A 17,160-nucleotide genomic window follows, 5' to 3' on the forward strand; every position below is an offset into this window, starting at 1 on the left:
TGAGGAGAGCGGGGACTTTAGCCAGTTGTGTCACGGCATATCCAGCATTTGTGGTGACAGGTGCACCGCTATCGCGAGCAAGCTCGCTCCCGCAAATGGCTCCCTGGTGTTCACAAAGCTTGCGACCACCCAAGATCCCTGTGGGAGCGAGCTTGCTCGCGATGAAGGCAACCCGGTCCGATTTGTCTTCACTCATGGAGATTCACCGACGAATGCCCTTATCATGCCGCCCATGATTAAAGATCCCTTTGCCCGACTGGGCCTGGACCGCGAGGTCCTGACTGTCAGCCAGCTCAACGGCCGTGCGCGGGTGTTGCTTGAAGACGTGTTCAGCAATATCTGGGTCGAGGGGGAAATTTCCAACCTGGCCCGGCCCGCCTCCGGCCATGTGTATTTCACCCTCAAGGACAGTGGCGCCCAGGTGCGTTGCGCGCTGTTCCGGCAGAACGCCGCGCGGGTGCGCCAGGCCCTGAAAGACGGGTTGGCGGTCAAGGTGCGCGGCAAGGTCTCGCTGTTCGAAGGGCGCGGCGACTATCAACTGATCCTCGACACCGTGGAGCCGGCCGGCGACGGCGCCCTGCGCCTGGCTTTCGATGCCCTCAAGGAAAAGCTCAGCGCCGAAGGCCTGTTCAGCGCCGAGCGCAAGGTGCCGCTGCCGGCCCATCCGCAACGCATCGGCATCATCAGTTCGCCCACCGGCGCGGTGATCCGCGACATCATCAGCGTGTTCCGCCGCCGGGCGCCGCAGATCGCCCTGACGTTGATTCCCACCGCCGTACAGGGTCGCGAAGCCACCGCGCAGATTGTCCGCGCCCTGAAACTGGCGGATACCCGCGGTTTCGACGCGCTGATCCTGGCCCGGGGCGGCGGTTCGCTGGAGGATCTGTGGTGCTTCAACGAAGAGGCCGTGGCCCGGGCGGTGGATGCCTGCGTCACGCCAATCGTCAGTGCCGTCGGCCATGAGACCGATGTGTCCATCAGCGATTTCGTCGCCGACGTGCGTGCCCCCACCCCCTCCGCCGCCGCCGAACTGCTGGCGCCGGATGCCGGCGAACTGGTGCGGCGGGTCGAAAGCCTGCACCGACGGCTGGTGATGCGCATGCGCGACCGCCTGATGCGCGACCAACTGCGCCTCGAAGGCCTGACCCGGCGCCTGCGTCATCCGGGCGAGCGCCTGCGTCAGCAGGCCCAGCGCCTGGACGACCTGGACATGCGTCTGCGCCGGGCCTTCGAACGCAGCCTCGATAACCGTCGCGAACGCCTGATTCGCCTGGAAACCCGCCTCACCGGACAGCATCCGGGCCGCCAGCTGGCTTTGTTGCGTCATCGCCTGGACAGCCTGGCCGAGCGCCTGCCCCGGGCCATGAACGAAGGCCTGAAGGCGCGTCGCCTGCAATTGCAGAACCAGATGCAGACCCTGCACATCGTCAGCCCCCTGGCGACCCTCGGCCGGGGCTATAGCATCCTTTTGGACGAACGCGGCCATGCGATCCGCGATGCCGGGCAGACCCACACCGGCCAGCGCCTGACCGCCCGGCTCGGCGAAGGCGAACTGCTGGTGCGGGTCGAAGACAACCACCTGACGCCGGTCACCCTTTCTCTACTGGATTGATTCATGCCGCGATCTCTCGCCCCCCTGCTGTTGCTGTGCCTGACCATCAATGCCCACGCCGACAGCTACATCACCCGTCTGCTGAACAAACCGGTACCCGGCGGCGTGGCCGTGGTGGACCTGGGCAGCGCGACCCAGGCCCCCAAAGTCAGCTACCAGGGCAAACCGGTGCTGGTGGTCAAGGAACAGCAGAACTGGCTGGCGATCGTCGGCATCCCGCTGACGGTCAAGCCCGGCACCGAGCAGATCAAAAGTGGCGGCAGCACCCAGCCCTTCGTGGTCGGCTACAAGAAGTACCCCGAGCAACACATCACCTTGAAGAACAAGCGCCAGGTCAACCCGAACCCGGCGGACCTCAAGCGCATCGACGCCGAACTGGCCGTACAGTTGAAGGCCTACCGCACCTTCAGCCCGAACATTCCCAGCAACCTGTTGCTGGACAAGCCTGTCGATGGCCCACTGTCGAGCAAGTTCGGCGTGCGCCGCTTCTTCAATGGTGAAGAGCGCAACCCGCATTCGGGCCTGGACTTCGCCGTACCCGCCGGGACGCCCATCAAGACCCCGGCCGCAGGCAAGGTGATCCTCACCGGCAATTACTTCTTCAACGGCAATACGGTGTTCGTCGATCACGGCCAGGGCTTCATCAGCATGTTCTGTCATATGTCGAAAATCGATGTGAAGGTCGGTCAGCAGTTGGCCAGGGGAGCGGTCGTGGGCAAAGTGGGTGCAACCGGACGGGCAACAGGGCCGCACATGCACTGGAACATCAGCCTGAACGATGCGCGAGTGGATCCGGCGATTTTCATCGGGGCGTTCCAGCCCTGAGTTCATGGTGGGGCTACTGGCCTCAGACCCATCTTCCGTGAATTGCCAAGCTCAAAACATCGACGCAATTTCCAACATAAAAGCTCCAGATATTCGCGATTAAATCTCGCAAAATCGCTCAAAATCAGAACTTCTCTCAATTTTTTTCGATTGCTTGCGATCCTCTGCCCACCCGGTTAGGGTTGAGGGCATGAAAACCTCTCACACCCTCATCCAGCTTCGCCAGCACCGCAGCCTGTGCCTCGTCAGCGCACGACTGCCGGGCTGAATCGCGGCACCTCGTTCCGGCTGAGAAGCCACCCGTTCGAACCACCGGCAGGCCGCCTTTTTTCGGCCACGACAATAAAAGGATTCCGCCCATGAGCATGCTCAAAGACCCGTCTTCCAAATACCGCGCCTTCCCGACCATCAACCTGCCGGATCGCACCTGGCCGTCGAAGACCATCACCACCGCGCCGATCTGGTGCAGCTCCGACCTGCGCGACGGCAACCAGTCGCTGATCGAACCGATGGACGCGGTCAAGAAACTGCGTTTCTGGAAAACCCTGGTCGCCGTCGGCGTCAAGGAAATCGAAGCTTCGTTCCCGGCCGCTTCCCAGACCGACTTCGACTTCGTGCGCACCCTCATCGAGGAAGGCCACATCCCGGACGATACCACCATCCAGGTGCTGACCCAGGCTCGTGAAGACCTGATCGCCCGCACGTTCGAATCCCTGCGCGGCGCGAAAAAAGCCATCGTCCACCTGTACAACGCCACCTGCCCATCGTTCCGCCGCATCGTGTTCAACCAGGACAAGGAAGGCGTGAAGGAAATCGCGGTGAACGCGGCCAAGCTGTTCGTCAAATACGCCGCCCAGCAGCCGCAAACCCAGTGGCAGTTCGAATACTCCCCGGAAACCTTCAGCGCCACCGAGCTCGAGTTCGCCAAGGAAGTCTGCGATGCGGTCATCGAAGTGTGGAACCCGACGCCCGAGCGCAAGGTGATCCTCAACCTGCCCGCCACCGTGGAAGTCGCCACGCCGAATGTCTATGCCGACCAGATCGAATGGTTCGGCCGCAACATCACCCGTCGCGACAGCGTGATCATCAGCCTGCACACCCACAACGACCGTGGCACCGGTGTGGCCGCCACCGAACTGGGCCTGATGGCCGGCGCCGACCGTGTCGAAGGCTGCCTGTTCGGCAACGGCGAGCGTACCGGCAACGTCGACCTGGTGACCGTGGCACTGAATCTCTACACCCAGGGCATCGACCCTGAACTGGACTTCTCCGACATCGACGGCGTGCGCAAGGTCGTCGAGGAATGCAACCAGATTCCGGTGCACCCACGCCATCCGTATGTCGGCGACCTGGTCCACACCGCATTCTCCGGCTCCCACCAGGATGCCATTCGCAAGGGCTTCGCCCAGCAGAAACCGGACGCCCTGTGGGAAGTGCCCTATCTGCCGATCGACCCGGCCGACATCGGCCGCAGCTACGAGGCGGTGATTCGTGTCAACAGCCAGTCGGGCAAGGGCGGCATCGCCTACCTGCTGGAACAGGAATACGGCATCAGCCTGCCCCGCCGCATGCAGATCGAATTCAGCCAGGTGGTGCAGCGCGAAACCGATCGCCTGGGCCTGGAAATGACCGCCCAGCAGATCCACAGCCTGCTGCAACGCGAATACCTGCAAGCCAACACCCCGTATGCGCTGGTCAGCCATCGCCTGCAGGAAGAAAACGGCCACAGCGCCGTGGAAGTGGAAGTGGCCAGCAAGGGCCAGGGCGAAACCAACCTGCACTGGCGCGGCAAGGGCAACGGCGCCCTGGAAGCGCTGGTGGCCGGCCTGCCGATTCCCGTGGAAATCATGGACTACAACGAACATGCCATCGGCGCCGGCACCAACGCCAAGGCCGCGGCCTATATCGAGCTGCGGGTCAACGGTGAGCGCGCGGTACACGGCGTAGGCATCGATGAGAACATCACCACCGCCAGCTTCAAGGCTTTGTTCAGTGCGCTGAACCGCTCCCTGAGCCAGCCGGAAGCCAAGGCGGCCTGATCCTGGGCTGACATGCAAAAAAGGCCCCAGGGTGTGAATCCTGGGGCCTTTTTGTTTGACTTGGGATATGGGTTGCCGTCCGGGACCTGCTCGCGATAACGGCCTACCGCACTACCCCCTCTCAGGCATGGGTATCGATCCCGACCGTCATGGCCTGCAATAGCGCCGCTCGAAGCGTCTGCAGGGCCGCCTGGGTTCCCATGATCTGGGTCTGGATGGCCATGGCCTGCTGAGCCTTCTGCTCTTCGCTGGCCTGGCTCTTCTGCACGCGAGCCAATTGCACCTGTTGCTGGGCCAGCAGTTTCTCGGTCTGCTCGATCTGCTTCTTGATCTGCTCGATCACATCCACACCCGTGCTGCTGGGTGCGCCGGCGACGTTAGCACCGCTGGTATCGACCTTCAGTGACTTTTCCTTCTCGCTGCCGGCGTCCGTGGTCGCGTCCGCAGTCTCCTCGGTCGTACCTTTGATCGACACCTTAGGGGCCGACATCGGATACGGGTTTACGGTCGTTGCGCTGATAGTGGTCATGAGCATTCTCCTTGGCTGACCGTTTATCGGCACGCAATAGCCGTTCTTGAGGGTTGAAACGATTCATCAGATGAATTCGAAACGATCGGCATCCAGGTTCGCCGGAAACCGCGCACGATACGCCGCCAGGTCCGCCGCATTGAGATTCACCATGAACACGCCATCGGCCTCTCCCACGCTGAGCAAGGTCTCGCCCTGGAAGTCCAGCACCTGACTGTCCCCAGTGTAGGCAAAGCCCTTGCCGTCGGTGCCGATGCGGTTCACTGCCGCTACGTAACACAGGTTCTCGATGGCCCGGGCCGGCAGCAGGCGGTTCCAGTGCAAGCGCCGGGCGCCAGGCCAGTTGGCGGTGTACAGCAGCAGGTCGGTGTCCTCGGCGTCGCGGCTCCAGGCCGGGAAACGCAGGTCGTAGCAAATCAACGGGCGCACCCGCCAGCCCTTGAGTTCGAACAGCACCTGACGCTCACCCGGTGTGTAGTGGTTGTGCTCCCCGGCCATGCGAAACAGATGGCGCTTGTCATAGTGCAGCACCTCACCGTCCGGACGGGCCCAGAGCAGGCGGTTGCGATGGCTGCCGTCGGCGGCCTGGACAATCAGGCTGCCGGTGATCACCGCATCCAGCCTCGACGCCTGCGTCCTGAGCCAAACGCTGGTAGGCCCGTGCTCCGGTTCGGCCAGGGCCTGGGACTCCATGGAAAAGCCGGTGGTGAACATTTCCGGCAAAATCACCAGGTCGGCCCCGCGGGCCTGTTCCAGCAGACTTTCGAAATGCTCCAGGTTGGCCTCGCGGTCGTGCCACGCCAGGGTGGTCTGGATCAGGGCAACATTGAGATTGGGCAACATACTCAGATCACGCATAGCTTTTGCGCCGCTTCGCGCAGCGTCTCCTCGCGTTTGGCGAAGCACAGGCGCACCAGGCGCTGTCCCTCGGGAGGGGTCTGGTAGAACACCGACACCGGGATCGCCGCCACCCCGTGCTCACGGGTCATCCAGACCGCCATGTCGACGTCATTCAGGTCCGGGCGGATCCGGGAATAATCCACCAGTTGGAAATAGGTGCCGGCCACCCGCTTGAAGCTGAACCGCGACGGGGCCAGCAAGTCGCAGAACAGGTCGCGCTTGGCCTGGTAGAAATCGGGCAATTGCTCGACATGCTCCGGATGGTCGGCCATGTAGTCGGCCAGGGCGTATTGCAGCGGTGTCACCCCGCAAAAGCTGACGTACTGATGCACCTTGCGCAGCTCGGCGGTGAGGGCCGGTGGCGCCACGACGTAGCCGGTCTTCCAACCGGTGACGTGGTAGGTCTTGCCGAAGGAGCTGACCACGAACGCGCGCCGATACAGCTCCTCATGGGCCAGGACACTGGCATGGGGCACGCCGTCGAAGACCAGGTGTTCATACACCTCGTCGCTGACCAGATAGATGTCGCGATCACGGATCAACGCCGCCAACTGATCCAGCTCGGCCCGGCTGATCAGGGCCCCGCTGGGGTTGTGCGGTGTGTTGAGGATGATCATGCGCGTACGCGGGCCCAGGGCGTCACCGAGCTTCTGGAAGTCGATGGCAAAGTCATCCAGGCCCAGTTGCACGTGCACGCACCTCCCACCGGCCAACTGCACCGCTGGCTCGTAACTGTCGTAGCTGGGGTCGAACACGATCACTTCGTCGCCGCTTTGCACCACCGCCGCGATGGCGCAGAAAATCGCCTGGGTCGCGCCTGGGGTCACGGTGACCTCCTGGTCGGCGTCGACATCGACGCCATAGCTGCGGGCGATCTTCGCCGTGATCTGCTGACGCAACGCCGGCAGGCCGGTCATGGGCGAATACTGGTTATGGCCTTGGGCGATGTGCCGGCCGACCGCATCGCGCAGCGCCTGGGGGCCATCGAAATCGGGAAACCCCTGGGACAGGTTCAGCGCACCGGTCTGGGCGGCAAGCTGGGACATCTGGGTGAAGATGGTGATGCCGACATTCGGCAACTTGCTGGTGATCATCGAGGGTTCCCTGCTCTACACCCGGCTCTGGCGCGGCGCGGGAGAGTTCGAGGATAGCCCAATCGCCAGGTATGAAAAAGGGTGCCACCCAGGGCACCCTTTCTTATGCTGACACAACTCATACCTTGTGGGAGCGAGCTTGCTCGCCCCACAGTGGATCTGCGGTGACTATCGATCAGCGCTTGTCGCGGCGCTTCTTGTCGGCCTTCTTGTGGTGCGACATCAAGCGACGCTTCTTGTTGACCTGCCGGTCGGTGAGCGTGTTCTTGTTGCCTTCATACGGGTTCTCGCCGCCCTTGAACTCGATACGGATGGGCGTACCCACCAGCTTCAGGACGCGACGATAGGTGTTTTCCAGGTACCGAACGTAGGATTTGGGTACCTTCTCGATCTGGTTACCGTGGATCACGATGATCGGCGGGTTGGCGCCCCCCAGGTGAGCGTAACGCAGCTTGATCCGGCGGTTGTTGACCATCGGTGGCGCGTGCTCGCTGACGGCGTCTTCCAGGATCTGGGTCAGGCGGTTGGTCGGCCAGCGGGTGACCGCCGACTTGAACGAGTTCTGCACCGAGGCGTAGAGGTTGCCCACGCCCGTGCCGTGCAAGGCCGAGATGAAGTGGATATCGGCGAAGTCGACGAAGAACAGCCGGCGCTGCAATTCCACCTTCACGAAATCCCGCTCGCTCGGGGTCATGCCGTCCCATTTGTTGATGGCGATGACCAGCGCACGTCCGGCCTCCAGGGCGAAGCCCAGCAGGTTCAGGTCGTGATCGACCACGCCTTCGCGAGCGTCCATCACGAAGATCACCACGTTGGCGTCCTTGATCGCCTGCAGCGTCTTGACCACGGAGAACTTCTCGACTTCTTCGTGGATCTTGCCGCGCTTGCGCACACCGGCGGTGTCGATCAGCGTGTACTTCTCGTCGTTACGTTCGAACGGGATGTAGATGCTGTCGCGAGTGGTACCGGGCTGGTCGTACACGATGACCCGGTCTTCGCCGAGCATGCGGTTGACCAGCGTCGACTTGCCCACGTTCGGGCGGCCGATGATGGCGATCTTGATCCCGTCCTTCTCGCTCGGGCCCGGAATGCGCTTGGCTTCCTCGCCTTCGGCAACGATCTCTTCCTCGCCTTCTTCCGGCTCGTCTTCATCGTCTTTCGGGAAATCCGCCAGGGCGACTTCCAGCAACTGGCTGATGCCGCGACCATGGGCACCGGCAATCGGGATCGCCTGGCCCATGCCCAACGGCGCGAACTCGGCGCGGGCCATGTCCGGATCGATGTTGTCGACCTTGTTGGCGACCACATGGGAGCGCTTGTTACGCTTGCGCAAATGCTCGGCGATCATCTGGTCGGCGGCGGTAAAACCGGCCTTGGCGTCTACCAGGAACAGCACCACATCCGCTTCTTCGATGGCCAGCAGCGACTGCTCGGCCATTTTTTCGTCCATGCCGTGTTCGTCACCGGAGATGCCACCGGTGTCGATCAGGATGTAGGTACGCCCTTGCCACTTGGCCTCACCGTATTGGCGATCACGGGTCAGACCGGACAAGTCGCCGACAATGGCGTCGCGAGTCCTGGTCAGGCGATTGAACAAGGTGGACTTGCCGACGTTCGGTCGGCCCACCAGGGCGATTACGGGAACCATGCGGCTCTCCACTTCGTTATTTCAGAAAATACAAAAGCCGCTGCGAGGCAGCGGCTGGTGCTCGGAGGCAGTCCCGTGGGATCGGGCTTGCTCGCGAAAGCGGTGTGTTCAGTCGACAACAGTTTTCTTCTGATACACCGCATTCGCACGCAAGCCCGCTCCTGCACAGGACGGGCCGCTTGGGATCTAGCCCCAAGCATAGTCTTACTTGATGGTCAGGGCTTCCAGTTTGCCGCTGTTGCCATACACATAAATCATGCTGCCCACCACCAGCGGACGGGCACGCAGGCCATCGCTGTCGATACGCTCACGGCCGACGAAGCGACCGTCCACCTGGCTGAGCAGGTGCAGGTAACCTTCCAGGTCACCGACTGCGACGTAGCTGGAGAACACTTCCGGGGCCGACAGCTGACGACGGGCCAGGGAATCGTTGCTCCACAAGGCGGTGGTGGAACGCTCGTCGACGCCTTCGACCGTGCCCGAGGCCAGGCTTACGTAGACGCTGCCGAAACCCTGGGCGACACCCGCGTAGCTGGACGCGTCGCGCTGCCACAACGGACGGCCGGTTTCCAGGTCCAGTGCCGCGACGCGACCCTGGTAGCTGGCGACATACAGCGTGCCGCCGGACAGCAGCAGGCCGCCGTCGATGTCGACCACGCGCTCCAGTTCCGAACGGCCCTGGGGAATGGCGACACGCTGTTCCCACACCGGCACGCCGTTGGAAACATCCAGGGCAACCACTTTACCAGTGGACAACCCGGCCACCGCGAGGCGGTTGGTCACGATAGGGGCGCTGGTGCCGCGCAAGGTCAGCACCGCCGGGGTGCTGTCGTACAGCCAGCGCTGGCTGCCGGTGGCGGCATCCAGGCCGATCAGGCGGTCATCCTGGGTCTGGACCACAACCACGTCGCCATTGGTGGCGGGCGGTGCGAGCACTTCGCTGGTCACCCGGGCACGCCATTTCTCTTCGCCGCTGCTGGCGTCCAGGGCCACGATCTCGCCCTTGAGGGTACCGATCATGACCAGCCCGTAACCCACGCCAACGGCACCGGATACAGGCAGTTCGAGATCCTTTTCCCATTTGACGTCGCCGTTCATGCGATCCATCGCCATGACGACACCCGTCACGTCGCCGGCATAGATGGTATCGCCATCGATGGCCGGCACCAGCATGTTGTAGGTTTCGCCCTGGCCGTCACCGATGGAGCGGCTCCACTGCTTCTGCAGCACGACTTCTTCTTTGAAGTCGGTCAGCTCGGCCGGTGGCAGTTCTTTCTTGCTGTTGCTGCTGCAACCCGCGGCCAGAATGGCCAGAGCCAGCAATGCTGCATGTTTCCACTGGATCACGTCACGCATCCCCTTTGGCCAGGTCGTCCAGCTTGATTTGCAGGCCACCGACCGCGGCTTCATCCGACAGCGCAGCCTTGGCTTTTTGGTAGGCCGCGTGGGCCTCGTCGGCACGACCCAGCTGTACCAGCAGGTCGCCCTTGAGTTCTTCGCGGGTCGCCAGGAACGCCTTGTCGGCGTCGCCGGCCAGCAGCTTCAGCGCGTCTTCGACCTTGTTCTGTGCCGCCAGCACCTGGGCCAGGCGCTGACGTGCCACTTCGCCCAGGGTCGGGTTGGCCGGCTTGTCGACGATAGCCTTCAGCTCGGTGGCCGCGTCGTCCAGCTTGCCGCTGTCTACCGCTACCTTGGCCACGAACAGGCTGCCGTACTGGGCGTAGGCGGTGCCGCCGAATTCCTTGTTGAGCTTGCCGGCCAGGTCCGCCACGCGAGCAGCGTCAGGCTTGCCGTCCGGGGTCAGCGTGGTTTCCAGCAATTGCTGGTAGAGCACCGAGGCGCCTTGCGACTGGTTGCTCTGGTATTTCTGGTAGGCCTGCCAGCCGAACACGATGACCAGCGCCAACAGGCCGCCAGTGACCAGCGGCTTGCCGTTGCGCGTCCACCAGTCCTTCAAATCCGCCAGCTGTTCATCTTCGGTACTCGACACCCCAATACTCCTTAATCGCTAAATCGGCTGTTTGACAGCTTCAACCCTGCACGACGCAGGTGGCCAGGTGTGCAGCAAGCGCATCCCAGGCAATGCTTTGTTGTTCGCCCTGGCCACGCAGGGGTTTGAAACCTACCACTTGTTGGGCCAGTTCGTCGTCACCCAGAATCAGTGCGTACAGCGCACCGCTCTTGTCGGCCTTCTTGAACTGGCTCTTGAAACTGCCGGCGCCGGCATTGACCTGCAGGCGCAGGTTGGGCACCTGGTCGCGGATCCGCTCGCTCAGGGCCAGGGCCGCCAGTTCCGCCGCTTCGCCGAAGGCGCAGAGATAGACGTCGACCTGGCGGGCCAGCTCTTCAGGCACTTTGTCCAACGCTTCGAGCATCAGCACCAGGCGCTCGATACCCATGGCAAAACCCACGCCGGGGGTGGGCTTGCCGCCCATCTGCTCCACCAGCCCGTCGTACCGGCCGCCGGCGCATACGGTGCCCTGGGCGCCGAGCTTGTCGGTGACCCATTCGAAAACGGTCTTGCTGTAGTAATCCAGGCCACGCACCAGCTTGGGGTTGATCACGTAGGGAATGCCGACAGCGTCGAGACGCGCCTTCAGCCCTTCGAAATGCGCACGGGACTCGTCGTCGAGGTAATCGGCCATCTTCGGTGCATCGGCCAGGATCGCCTGGGTATCGGCGTTCTTGGTGTCCAGTACGCGCAGCGGGTTGGTCTTGAGGCGGCGCTGGCTGTCTTCGTCGAGCTTGTCCAGGTGGGCGGAGAGGAACTCCACCAGCGCTTCGCGATAGCGAGCGCGGGATTCACTGGTGCCCAGGCTGTTGAGCTCGAGCTTGACCGCATCACGCAGCCCCAGCTCGCCCCACAGGCGCCAGGTCAGCACGATCAGTTCGGCGTCGATGTCCGGCCCTTCGAGGTTGAACACCTCGAGACCGATCTGGTGGAACTGGCGATAGCGGCCTTTCTGCGGGCGCTCGTGACGGAACATCGGGCCGACGTACCAGAGCTTCTGCACCTGGCCACCGCCGGTGATGCCATGCTCCAGGACCGCGCGCACGCAGGCCGCCGTGCCTTCGGGGCGCAGGGTCAGCGAGTCGCCGTTGCGGTCCTCGAAGGTGTACATCTCTTTTTCGACGATATCGGTCACTTCACCGATGGAGCGCTTGAACAGCTCGGTGAACTCGACGATCGGCATGCGGATCTGCCGGTAACCGTAGTTATCCAGCAAACGCGCCACGGTGCCCTCGAAATAGCGCCACAGGGGCGTCTGTTCGGGCAGGATGTCGTTCATGCCACGGATGGCTTGCAGGGACTTGCTCACAGAATTTCCTTAAATTCGTTCGATCAGCCGCGTGCGATGACCGCTGCGTCGGCTTCGACCTTTTCGGCCGCCTTCTCGCGGATCAGCTTTTCCAGCTCGTCCACCAGATTGTCATTCGTCAGTTTCTGCGACGGCTTGCCGTCGATGTAAATCAGATTCGGGGTACCGCCGGTAAGGCCGATATGCGCCTCCTTGGCTTCGCCCGGCCCGTTGACCACGCAACCGATCACCGCGACATCCAGTGGCACCAGCAGGTCTTCCAGGCGCCCTTCCAGCTCGTTCATGGTCTTGACCACATCGAAGTTCTGCCGCGAGCAACTCGGGCAGGCAATGAAGTTGATCCCACGGGAACGCAGGTGCAGGGACTTGAGGATGTCGTAGCCGACTTTCACTTCCTCGACCGGATCGGCCGCCAACGAGATGCGGATGGTATCGCCAATCCCTTCGGCGAGCAGCATACCGAGGCCGACGGCGGATTTCACCGTGCCCGAACGCAACCCGCCGGCTTCGGTGATGCCCAGGTGCAGCGGCTGGACGATTTCCTTGGCCAGCAGACGGTAGGCCTCGACGGCCATGAACACGTCGGAGGCCTTCACGCTCACCTTGAAGTCCGGAAAATTAAGGCGCTCAAGGTGCTCCACATGACGCAGGGCCGACTCCACCAGCGCGGCCGGGGTCGGTTCGCCGTATTTCTTCTGCAGGTCTTTTTCCAGGGAACCGGCGTTGACGCCGATGCGGATCGGGATGCCCCGGTCGCGGGCCGCATCCACCACGGCGCGCACGCGGTCTTCGCGGCCGATGTTGCCCGGATTGATGCGCAGGCAATCGACGCCCAACTCGGCCACGCGCAAGGCGATGCGGTAGTCGAAGTGGATGTCGGCCACCAGGGGCACCTTGACCAGTTGCTTGATCCTGCCGAACGCCTCGGCGGCGTCCATGTCCGGCACGGAAACCCGCACAATGTCGACGCCGGCGGCTTCCAGGCGATGGATCTGCGCGACCGTGGCGGCCACGTCGTTGGTGTCGCTGTTGGTCATGCTCTGCACAGCGATAGGCGCATCGCCGCCCACGGGCACGTTACCGACCCAGATCTTGCGGGATTCGCGACGTTTGATTGGAGATTCGCCGTGCATGACTTATTGACCCAGCTTCAGGCGAGCAGTCTCGCCAGTGGTGAACGGAGCCACGTCGACCGGCTGGCCGTTGTAGCTGACCTGCGCGCCACGGGCATAGCCCAGGCGTACGGCAAAGGGTGGCTTGCCATTGACTGAGGTGCTGTCGCCCTTGCGCTTGAGGCCGCTGAACAGCACCTTGCCGTTGCCGTCGGTGATCTGCGTCCAGCAATCGGCCGTGAATTGAATCTGTACCTGGCCTTCGCCGGCGGCAGGTGCCACGGGCGCAGCGGAAGGCGTAGCCGGCGCAGTCGGAGCCGCCACGGTCGGGGTCGGGATGGCCGGTGCAGGAGCGGGCGCTGCAGGGGTGGCCGGGGCCGGGGCAACCGGCGCGCTGGTACCGGGTGCAGGCGTGGCTGGCGCGGCCGGAGCGATTGGTGTCGCAGGCACGCTTGGCTCGGCGCCGGCCTCGGCATCGGCACCGTCCTGACCCTGCGGCAGCGCCAGGCTGGTTTCGCCCTCCGCCTGGCCCTCCAGCACGGCCTGGTCTTCCGGCTCGTCCAGCGGATGGATCCGGGTGGTGCCGTCGGCCCCCTCCACTTCCACATGCTCGGGGGCCATGGTCACCGGTTCCTTGGTGCGCAGGGAGGTCTGATCCTGCCACCAGACGAAACCGCCGCCGATCACCGCGATCAGCAACAACAGGCTGACGATTCGCAAAATAGTGTGGGAAACACGCACCGGCTCCTCGATGCGGCCCAGGCTGTGTACGCTGCTGCCTTGGGCGTCGGAACCGGTGTACTGGTCGAATTGCTGGACCAGTACGGTCTGGTCCATGTCGAGCAACTTGGCGTAGGCACGGATGTAGCCCCGGGCAAAGGTATGCCCTGGCAGCTTGTCGAACGCACCCGCTTCCAGGTTGCTCAGGGAAGCCACGGTGAGATTGAGCTTGAGGGCCACTTGGGCCAGCGACCAACCATTGCTTTCGCGGGCTTGACGCAGGGTCTCACCGGGATTTACGCGAGTCGCTGCTACAACTTCAGGATGCGCCGCTTTCATCATTGCTCCGACAGGTATTGCTGATATTCCGGCGTACCGGGATAGAGTCTTTTGAGTTGCAGGCCATAACTTGCGGCCTTGTCGCGATCTTCAAACACATGGGCCAGCCGAACGCCGAGCAATAGACTACGTGCATTTTGCTCGCTGAGCAGGCTAAAACGCTCGTAATAGTCGCGCGCCGGCACATAATGCCTGTCTTCGTAAGACAACTCAGCCATTTCCAGCAAGGCCCGGGGCTGCTGGCGGTTGAGCCGCAGCGCCTTTTCCAGCTGCTGGCGGGCCAGATCGCGCTGGCCGAGCTTGGCGGCCGTCATGCCAAGGTTCTCGAAAACCCGCGAACGCTCAGGATAAAGGGTATCGGCGGCGGCCTGCTCGAAGCGCTCGTAGGCCTCTTTGTAACGTTGTTGCTCGTAAAGGAAGCTGCCGTAGTTGTTCAGGATCCGAGCATCCTGAGGCCGGGCGGACAACGCCTTGCGAAAATGCTCGTCGGCCAGCTCGGGTTCCAGCTCGGCCTGGAATACCAGGGCCAGGGCCGCGTTGGCATCGGCATCGGAACTGTCCAGCTCCAGGGCCTTCTTGAGCGGAACCTTGGCCCGTTCGGTCATGCCCTGCTGCAGGTAGCCGATGCCCAGCTGCACATAGGCCTCGCGCGCCTCGTCGCGCCCCTTGCTGGTCTTCATCGGGTTGTAGTCGCCCGACAGGACACAACCGGAGCAAAGCCCGGCCAACAGCAACAGCAGCGCGAAGCGCAAGGACATAGAGTTCCTCTCTTAGTGGCTGTTCGCAGCGTTCTGCGCCACATCGTCGGCGGCGTTCAATTCGCGCACGGCAATGTAGCGTTCGCTGCGACGGGTGCGATCCAGCACCTGCCCTACCAATTGACCACACGCCGCATCGATGTCTTCGCCGCGGGTAGTGCGGACGGTGACGTTGAAGCCGGCGTGATGAAGCTGATCCTGGAAGCGACGAATCGCATTGTTGCTCGGACGCTCGTAACCGGAGTGCGGGAACGGGTTGAACGGGATCAGGTTGATCTTGCACGGAATATTCTTGAGCAGTTCGATCATCTCGACCGCGTGCTCGACTTTGTCGTTCACATCCTTGAGCAGGGTGTACTCAATGGTGAGCACACGCTTTTCACCCAAGGCCGACATGTAGCGCTGGCACGAGTCCAGCAGCATCTTAAGCGGATACTTCTTGTTGATCGGCACCAATTGGTTACGCAATGCGTCATTGGGTGCGTGCAGCGACAACGCCAGGGAAACGTCGATGTGCTTGGCCAGCTCATCGATCATCGGCACCACGCCGGAGGTGGACAGGGTCACGCGGCGCTTGGAGATGCCGTAGCCCAGGTCGTCCATCATCAGGTGCATGGCGGCAACGACGTTGTCGAAGTTCAGCAGCGGCTCACCCATGCCCATCATCACCACGTTGGTGATGGCACGGTCGACGGTCGCCGGGACGCTGCCAAAGGATTTGTTCGCGATCCACACCTGGCCGATCACTTCGGCGGCGGTGAGGTTGCTATTGAAGCCTTGCTTGCCGGTGGAGCAGAAACTGCAGTCCAGGGCACAGCCTGCCTGGGACGAAACGCACAAGGTGCCGCGCTTGCCCTGGGGAATGTAGACGGTCTCGACGCAGCTGCCGGACGCCACGCGCACGACCCACTTGCGGGTACCGTCGCTGGAAATGTCCTGGCTGACCACTTCGGGACCACGAATCTCGGCAACGGCCTTGAGCTTTTCGCGCAGGGCCTTGCCGACATTCGTCATGGCGTCGAAATCGTCGACGCCAAAGTGGTGGATCCATTTCATTACCTGACCGGCACGGAAACGCTTCTCCCCGATTGAGTCGAAGAATTTCTCCATTTCCGGCTGGGTCAGACCCAACAGGTTAGTCTTGCCGATCGATGCAGTCATGGTCTCACCCTCACTCACCAGCTTTACTTAGCGAGTGGTTACTTCAGTAGCGGCGAAAAAGTAGGCGATTTCGCGAGCAGCGGCGGCTTCGGAGTCCGAACCGTGGACGGCGTTGGCGTCGATGGACTCGGCGAAGTCAGCGCGGATGGTGCCTGGAGCAGCTTCCTTAGGGTTGGTGGCGCCCATCAGCTCACGGTTGCGAGCGATGGCGTTTTCGCCTTCCAGCACCTGAACGACAACCGGACCGGAGGTCATGAAGGCAACCAGCTCGCCGAAGAAACCGCGGGCGCTGTGCTCAGCGTAGAAGCCTTCGGCTTCGGCCTTGGACAGTTGCTTCATTTTCGAAGCGACAACGCGCAGGCCGGCGTCTTCGAAGCGGGTGACGATCTTGCCGATCACGTTTTTAGCAACGGCGTCAGGCTTGATGATGGAAAAAGTACGTTGAACAGCCATGGTGTAACTCCAGAAACGGTAATTTGCGAAAAATTAAACCCGCGAATTATACGCGGGTTATCGGGTATTGCCTAACTGCGTACAGTACAGACTCAATCTGCTTCTTCGATCCAGGCGGCTTGAATGGCCTCAAGCACTTTCTCGCCGCCACGGGACGGATCATCGCTGAACTCCGGCAAGGCCAGCACCCACTGGTGCAGATCGACGAAGTTCACGTAACGCGGGTCTACATCAGGCTTGGTCTCGGCCAGCTGGATCGCAATCTCCAGCACATCAACCCATTTCAGACTCATGTTGGATTCCCGGATCAGTGCGGCGCTTCGGCAGCGTGGTTGAGCGAGTATTTGGGGATTTCGACGGTCAGGTCTTCCGTACCGACGATAGCCTGGCAGCCAAGGCGCGATTGCGCCTCCAGCCCCCAGGCCCGGTCGAGGAAGTCCTCTTCCAGTTCGTCCGCCTCTTCCAGCGAGTCGAAGCCTTCACGGATGATGCAATGGCAAGTGGTGCAAGCGCAGACGCCGCCGCAGGCACTTTCCATTTCGATATGGTGCTCATGGGCGAGCTCAAGGATGGAGATCCCAGGTTCAGCCTCCACAACCATGCCCTCGGGGCAGAACTTCTCGTGGGGCAGGAAAATCACCTGTGGCATC

17 protein-coding genes are annotated in these 17,160 nt (G+C 62.4%); 3 read left to right on the forward strand and 14 right to left on the reverse strand.

The window, feature by feature from the left end; genetic code table 11:
• Positions 1–232 precede the first annotated feature (232 nt).
• The 3 genes from xseA to leuA all read left to right on the forward strand — a co-directional run bounded on the left by xseA (position 233) and on the right by leuA (position 4,476).
• On the forward strand, positions 233–1,612 hold the full coding sequence (gene xseA, locus BW992_RS02090) for an exodeoxyribonuclease VII large subunit (RefSeq protein WP_076405478.1): 1,380 nt from the start codon (positions 233–235) through the stop codon (positions 1,610–1,612).
• Positions 1,613–1,615: 3 nt separating this feature from the next.
• Complete coding sequence (locus BW992_RS02095) at positions 1,616–2,437, forward strand: peptidoglycan DD-metalloendopeptidase family protein (protein WP_076405480.1); 822 nt, start codon at positions 1,616–1,618, stop codon at positions 2,435–2,437.
• Positions 2,438–2,796: 359 nt separating this feature from the next.
• Entirely contained in the window at positions 2,797–4,476 is a 1,680-nt protein-coding gene (leuA, locus tag BW992_RS02105) for a 2-isopropylmalate synthase (protein ID WP_072388134.1), read from the forward strand.
• Between the two features lie 121 nt (positions 4,477–4,597).
• Here leuA and BW992_RS02110 read toward each other — a convergent pair whose 3' ends face one another.
• The 14 genes from BW992_RS02110 to fdx form a co-directional block, all read right to left on the reverse strand.
• Positions 4,598–5,005 carry a hypothetical protein gene (locus tag BW992_RS02110; RefSeq protein ID WP_072388136.1) on the reverse strand — a complete coding sequence of 136 codons (408 nt, stop codon included), beginning with the start codon at positions 5,003–5,005 and terminating at the stop codon, positions 4,598–4,600.
• 66 nt (positions 5,006–5,071) lie between these two features.
• Positions 5,072–5,863 carry an amidohydrolase gene (locus tag BW992_RS02115; protein WP_072388138.1) on the reverse strand — a complete coding sequence of 264 codons (792 nt, stop codon included), beginning with the start codon at positions 5,861–5,863 and terminating at the stop codon, positions 5,072–5,074.
• Positions 5,851–6,999: a pyridoxal phosphate-dependent aminotransferase gene (locus BW992_RS02120; RefSeq protein ID WP_076405482.1), complete on the reverse strand. Its 1,149-nt coding sequence runs from the start codon at positions 6,997–6,999 to the stop codon at positions 5,851–5,853. Before BW992_RS02120 ends, BW992_RS02115 begins: the two co-directional genes overlap by 13 nt.
• 175 nt (positions 7,000–7,174) lie before the next feature.
• Complete coding sequence (gene der, locus BW992_RS02125; protein WP_072388143.1) at positions 7,175–8,647, reverse strand: ribosome biogenesis GTPase Der; 1,473 nt, start codon at positions 8,645–8,647, stop codon at positions 7,175–7,177.
• Positions 8,648–8,851: 204 nt separating this feature from the next.
• Positions 8,852–10,003, reverse strand: a complete 1,152-nt coding sequence (gene bamB / locus BW992_RS02130; protein ID WP_072388146.1) for an outer membrane protein assembly factor BamB — start codon at positions 10,001–10,003, stop codon at positions 8,852–8,854.
• Positions 9,996–10,637, reverse strand: coding sequence for a YfgM family protein (locus BW992_RS02135; protein WP_072388148.1), 642 nt, complete (start codon positions 10,635–10,637; stop codon positions 9,996–9,998). The genes bamB and BW992_RS02135 overlap by 8 nt, the downstream gene beginning before the upstream one ends.
• A 40-nt stretch (positions 10,638–10,677) precedes the next feature.
• Positions 10,678–11,967, reverse strand: a complete 1,290-nt coding sequence (gene hisS, locus BW992_RS02140) for a histidine--tRNA ligase (protein WP_072388150.1) — start codon at positions 11,965–11,967, stop codon at positions 10,678–10,680.
• A gap of 23 nt (positions 11,968–11,990) precedes the next feature.
• Positions 11,991–13,100 carry a flavodoxin-dependent (E)-4-hydroxy-3-methylbut-2-enyl-diphosphate synthase gene (gene ispG, locus BW992_RS02145; RefSeq protein WP_076405484.1) on the reverse strand — a complete coding sequence of 370 codons (1,110 nt, stop codon included), beginning with the start codon at positions 13,098–13,100 and terminating at the stop codon, positions 11,991–11,993.
• Between the two features lie 3 nt (positions 13,101–13,103).
• Positions 13,104–14,138, reverse strand: coding sequence for a RodZ domain-containing protein (locus BW992_RS02150; RefSeq protein ID WP_076405486.1), 1,035 nt, complete (start codon positions 14,136–14,138; stop codon positions 13,104–13,106).
• Positions 14,138–14,896 carry a type IV pilus biogenesis/stability protein PilW gene (pilW, locus tag BW992_RS02155; protein ID WP_072388156.1) on the reverse strand — a complete coding sequence of 253 codons (759 nt, stop codon included), beginning with the start codon at positions 14,894–14,896 and terminating at the stop codon, positions 14,138–14,140. The genes BW992_RS02150 and pilW overlap by 1 nt, the downstream gene beginning before the upstream one ends.
• A gap of 12 nt (positions 14,897–14,908) precedes the next feature.
• Positions 14,909–16,057, reverse strand: a complete 1,149-nt coding sequence (gene rlmN, locus BW992_RS02160) for a 23S rRNA (adenine(2503)-C(2))-methyltransferase RlmN (protein WP_072388158.1) — start codon at positions 16,055–16,057, stop codon at positions 14,909–14,911.
• Between the two features lie 27 nt (positions 16,058–16,084).
• The gene (gene ndk, locus BW992_RS02165; protein ID WP_072388160.1) at positions 16,085–16,510 is read right to left on the reverse strand and encodes a nucleoside-diphosphate kinase; all 426 of its coding nucleotides are present in this window, start codon (positions 16,508–16,510) and stop codon (positions 16,085–16,087) included.
• Between the two features lie 92 nt (positions 16,511–16,602).
• Complete coding sequence (gene iscX, locus BW992_RS02170) at positions 16,603–16,803, reverse strand: Fe-S cluster assembly protein IscX (protein WP_072388162.1); 201 nt, start codon at positions 16,801–16,803, stop codon at positions 16,603–16,605.
• A 14-nt stretch (positions 16,804–16,817) separates the two neighbouring features.
• A complete protein-coding gene (gene fdx, locus BW992_RS02175) occupies positions 16,818–17,159 on the reverse strand; it encodes an ISC system 2Fe-2S type ferredoxin (RefSeq protein ID WP_008014719.1) in 342 nt (113 codons plus the stop codon).
• Position 17,160 lies beyond the last annotated feature (1 nt).

Source organism: Pseudomonas sp. 7SR1, assembly GCF_900156465.1.
Taxonomy (GTDB): domain Bacteria; phylum Pseudomonadota; class Gammaproteobacteria; order Pseudomonadales; family Pseudomonadaceae; genus Aquipseudomonas.

Coding starts and splice junctions, on each gene's coding strand:
- xseA (WP_076405478.1), top strand. CDS start 233: ATGATTAAAGATCCCTTTGCCCGACTGGGCCTGGACCGCGAGGTCCTG.
- BW992_RS02095 (WP_076405480.1), top strand. CDS start 1,616: ATGCCGCGATCTCTCGCCCCCCTGCTGTTGCTGTGCCTGACCATCAAT.
- leuA (WP_072388134.1), top strand. CDS start 2,797: ATGAGCATGCTCAAAGACCCGTCTTCCAAATACCGCGCCTTCCCGACC.
- BW992_RS02110 (WP_072388136.1), bottom strand. CDS start 5,005: ATGACCACTATCAGCGCAACGACCGTAAACCCGTATCCGATGTCGGCC.
- BW992_RS02115 (WP_072388138.1), bottom strand. CDS start 5,863: ATGCGTGATCTGAGTATGTTGCCCAATCTCAATGTTGCCCTGATCCAG.
- BW992_RS02120 (WP_076405482.1), bottom strand. CDS start 6,999: ATGATCACCAGCAAGTTGCCGAATGTCGGCATCACCATCTTCACCCAG.
- der (WP_072388143.1), bottom strand. CDS start 8,647: ATGGTTCCCGTAATCGCCCTGGTGGGCCGACCGAACGTCGGCAAGTCC.
- bamB (WP_072388146.1), bottom strand. CDS start 10,003: ATGCGTGACGTGATCCAGTGGAAACATGCAGCATTGCTGGCTCTGGCC.
- ispG (WP_076405484.1), bottom strand. CDS start 13,100: ATGCACGGCGAATCTCCAATCAAACGTCGCGAATCCCGCAAGATCTGG.
- BW992_RS02150 (WP_076405486.1), bottom strand. CDS start 14,138: ATGAAAGCGGCGCATCCTGAAGTTGTAGCAGCGACTCGCGTAAATCCC.
- pilW (WP_072388156.1), bottom strand. CDS start 14,896: ATGTCCTTGCGCTTCGCGCTGCTGTTGCTGTTGGCCGGGCTTTGCTCC.
- rlmN (WP_072388158.1), bottom strand. CDS start 16,057: ATGACTGCATCGATCGGCAAGACTAACCTGTTGGGTCTGACCCAGCCG.
- ndk (WP_072388160.1), bottom strand. CDS start 16,510: ATGGCTGTTCAACGTACTTTTTCCATCATCAAGCCTGACGCCGTTGCT.
- iscX (WP_072388162.1), bottom strand. CDS start 16,803: ATGAGTCTGAAATGGGTTGATGTGCTGGAGATTGCGATCCAGCTGGCC.
- fdx (WP_008014719.1), bottom strand. CDS start 17,159: ATGCCACAGGTGATTTTCCTGCCCCACGAGAAGTTCTGCCCCGAGGGC.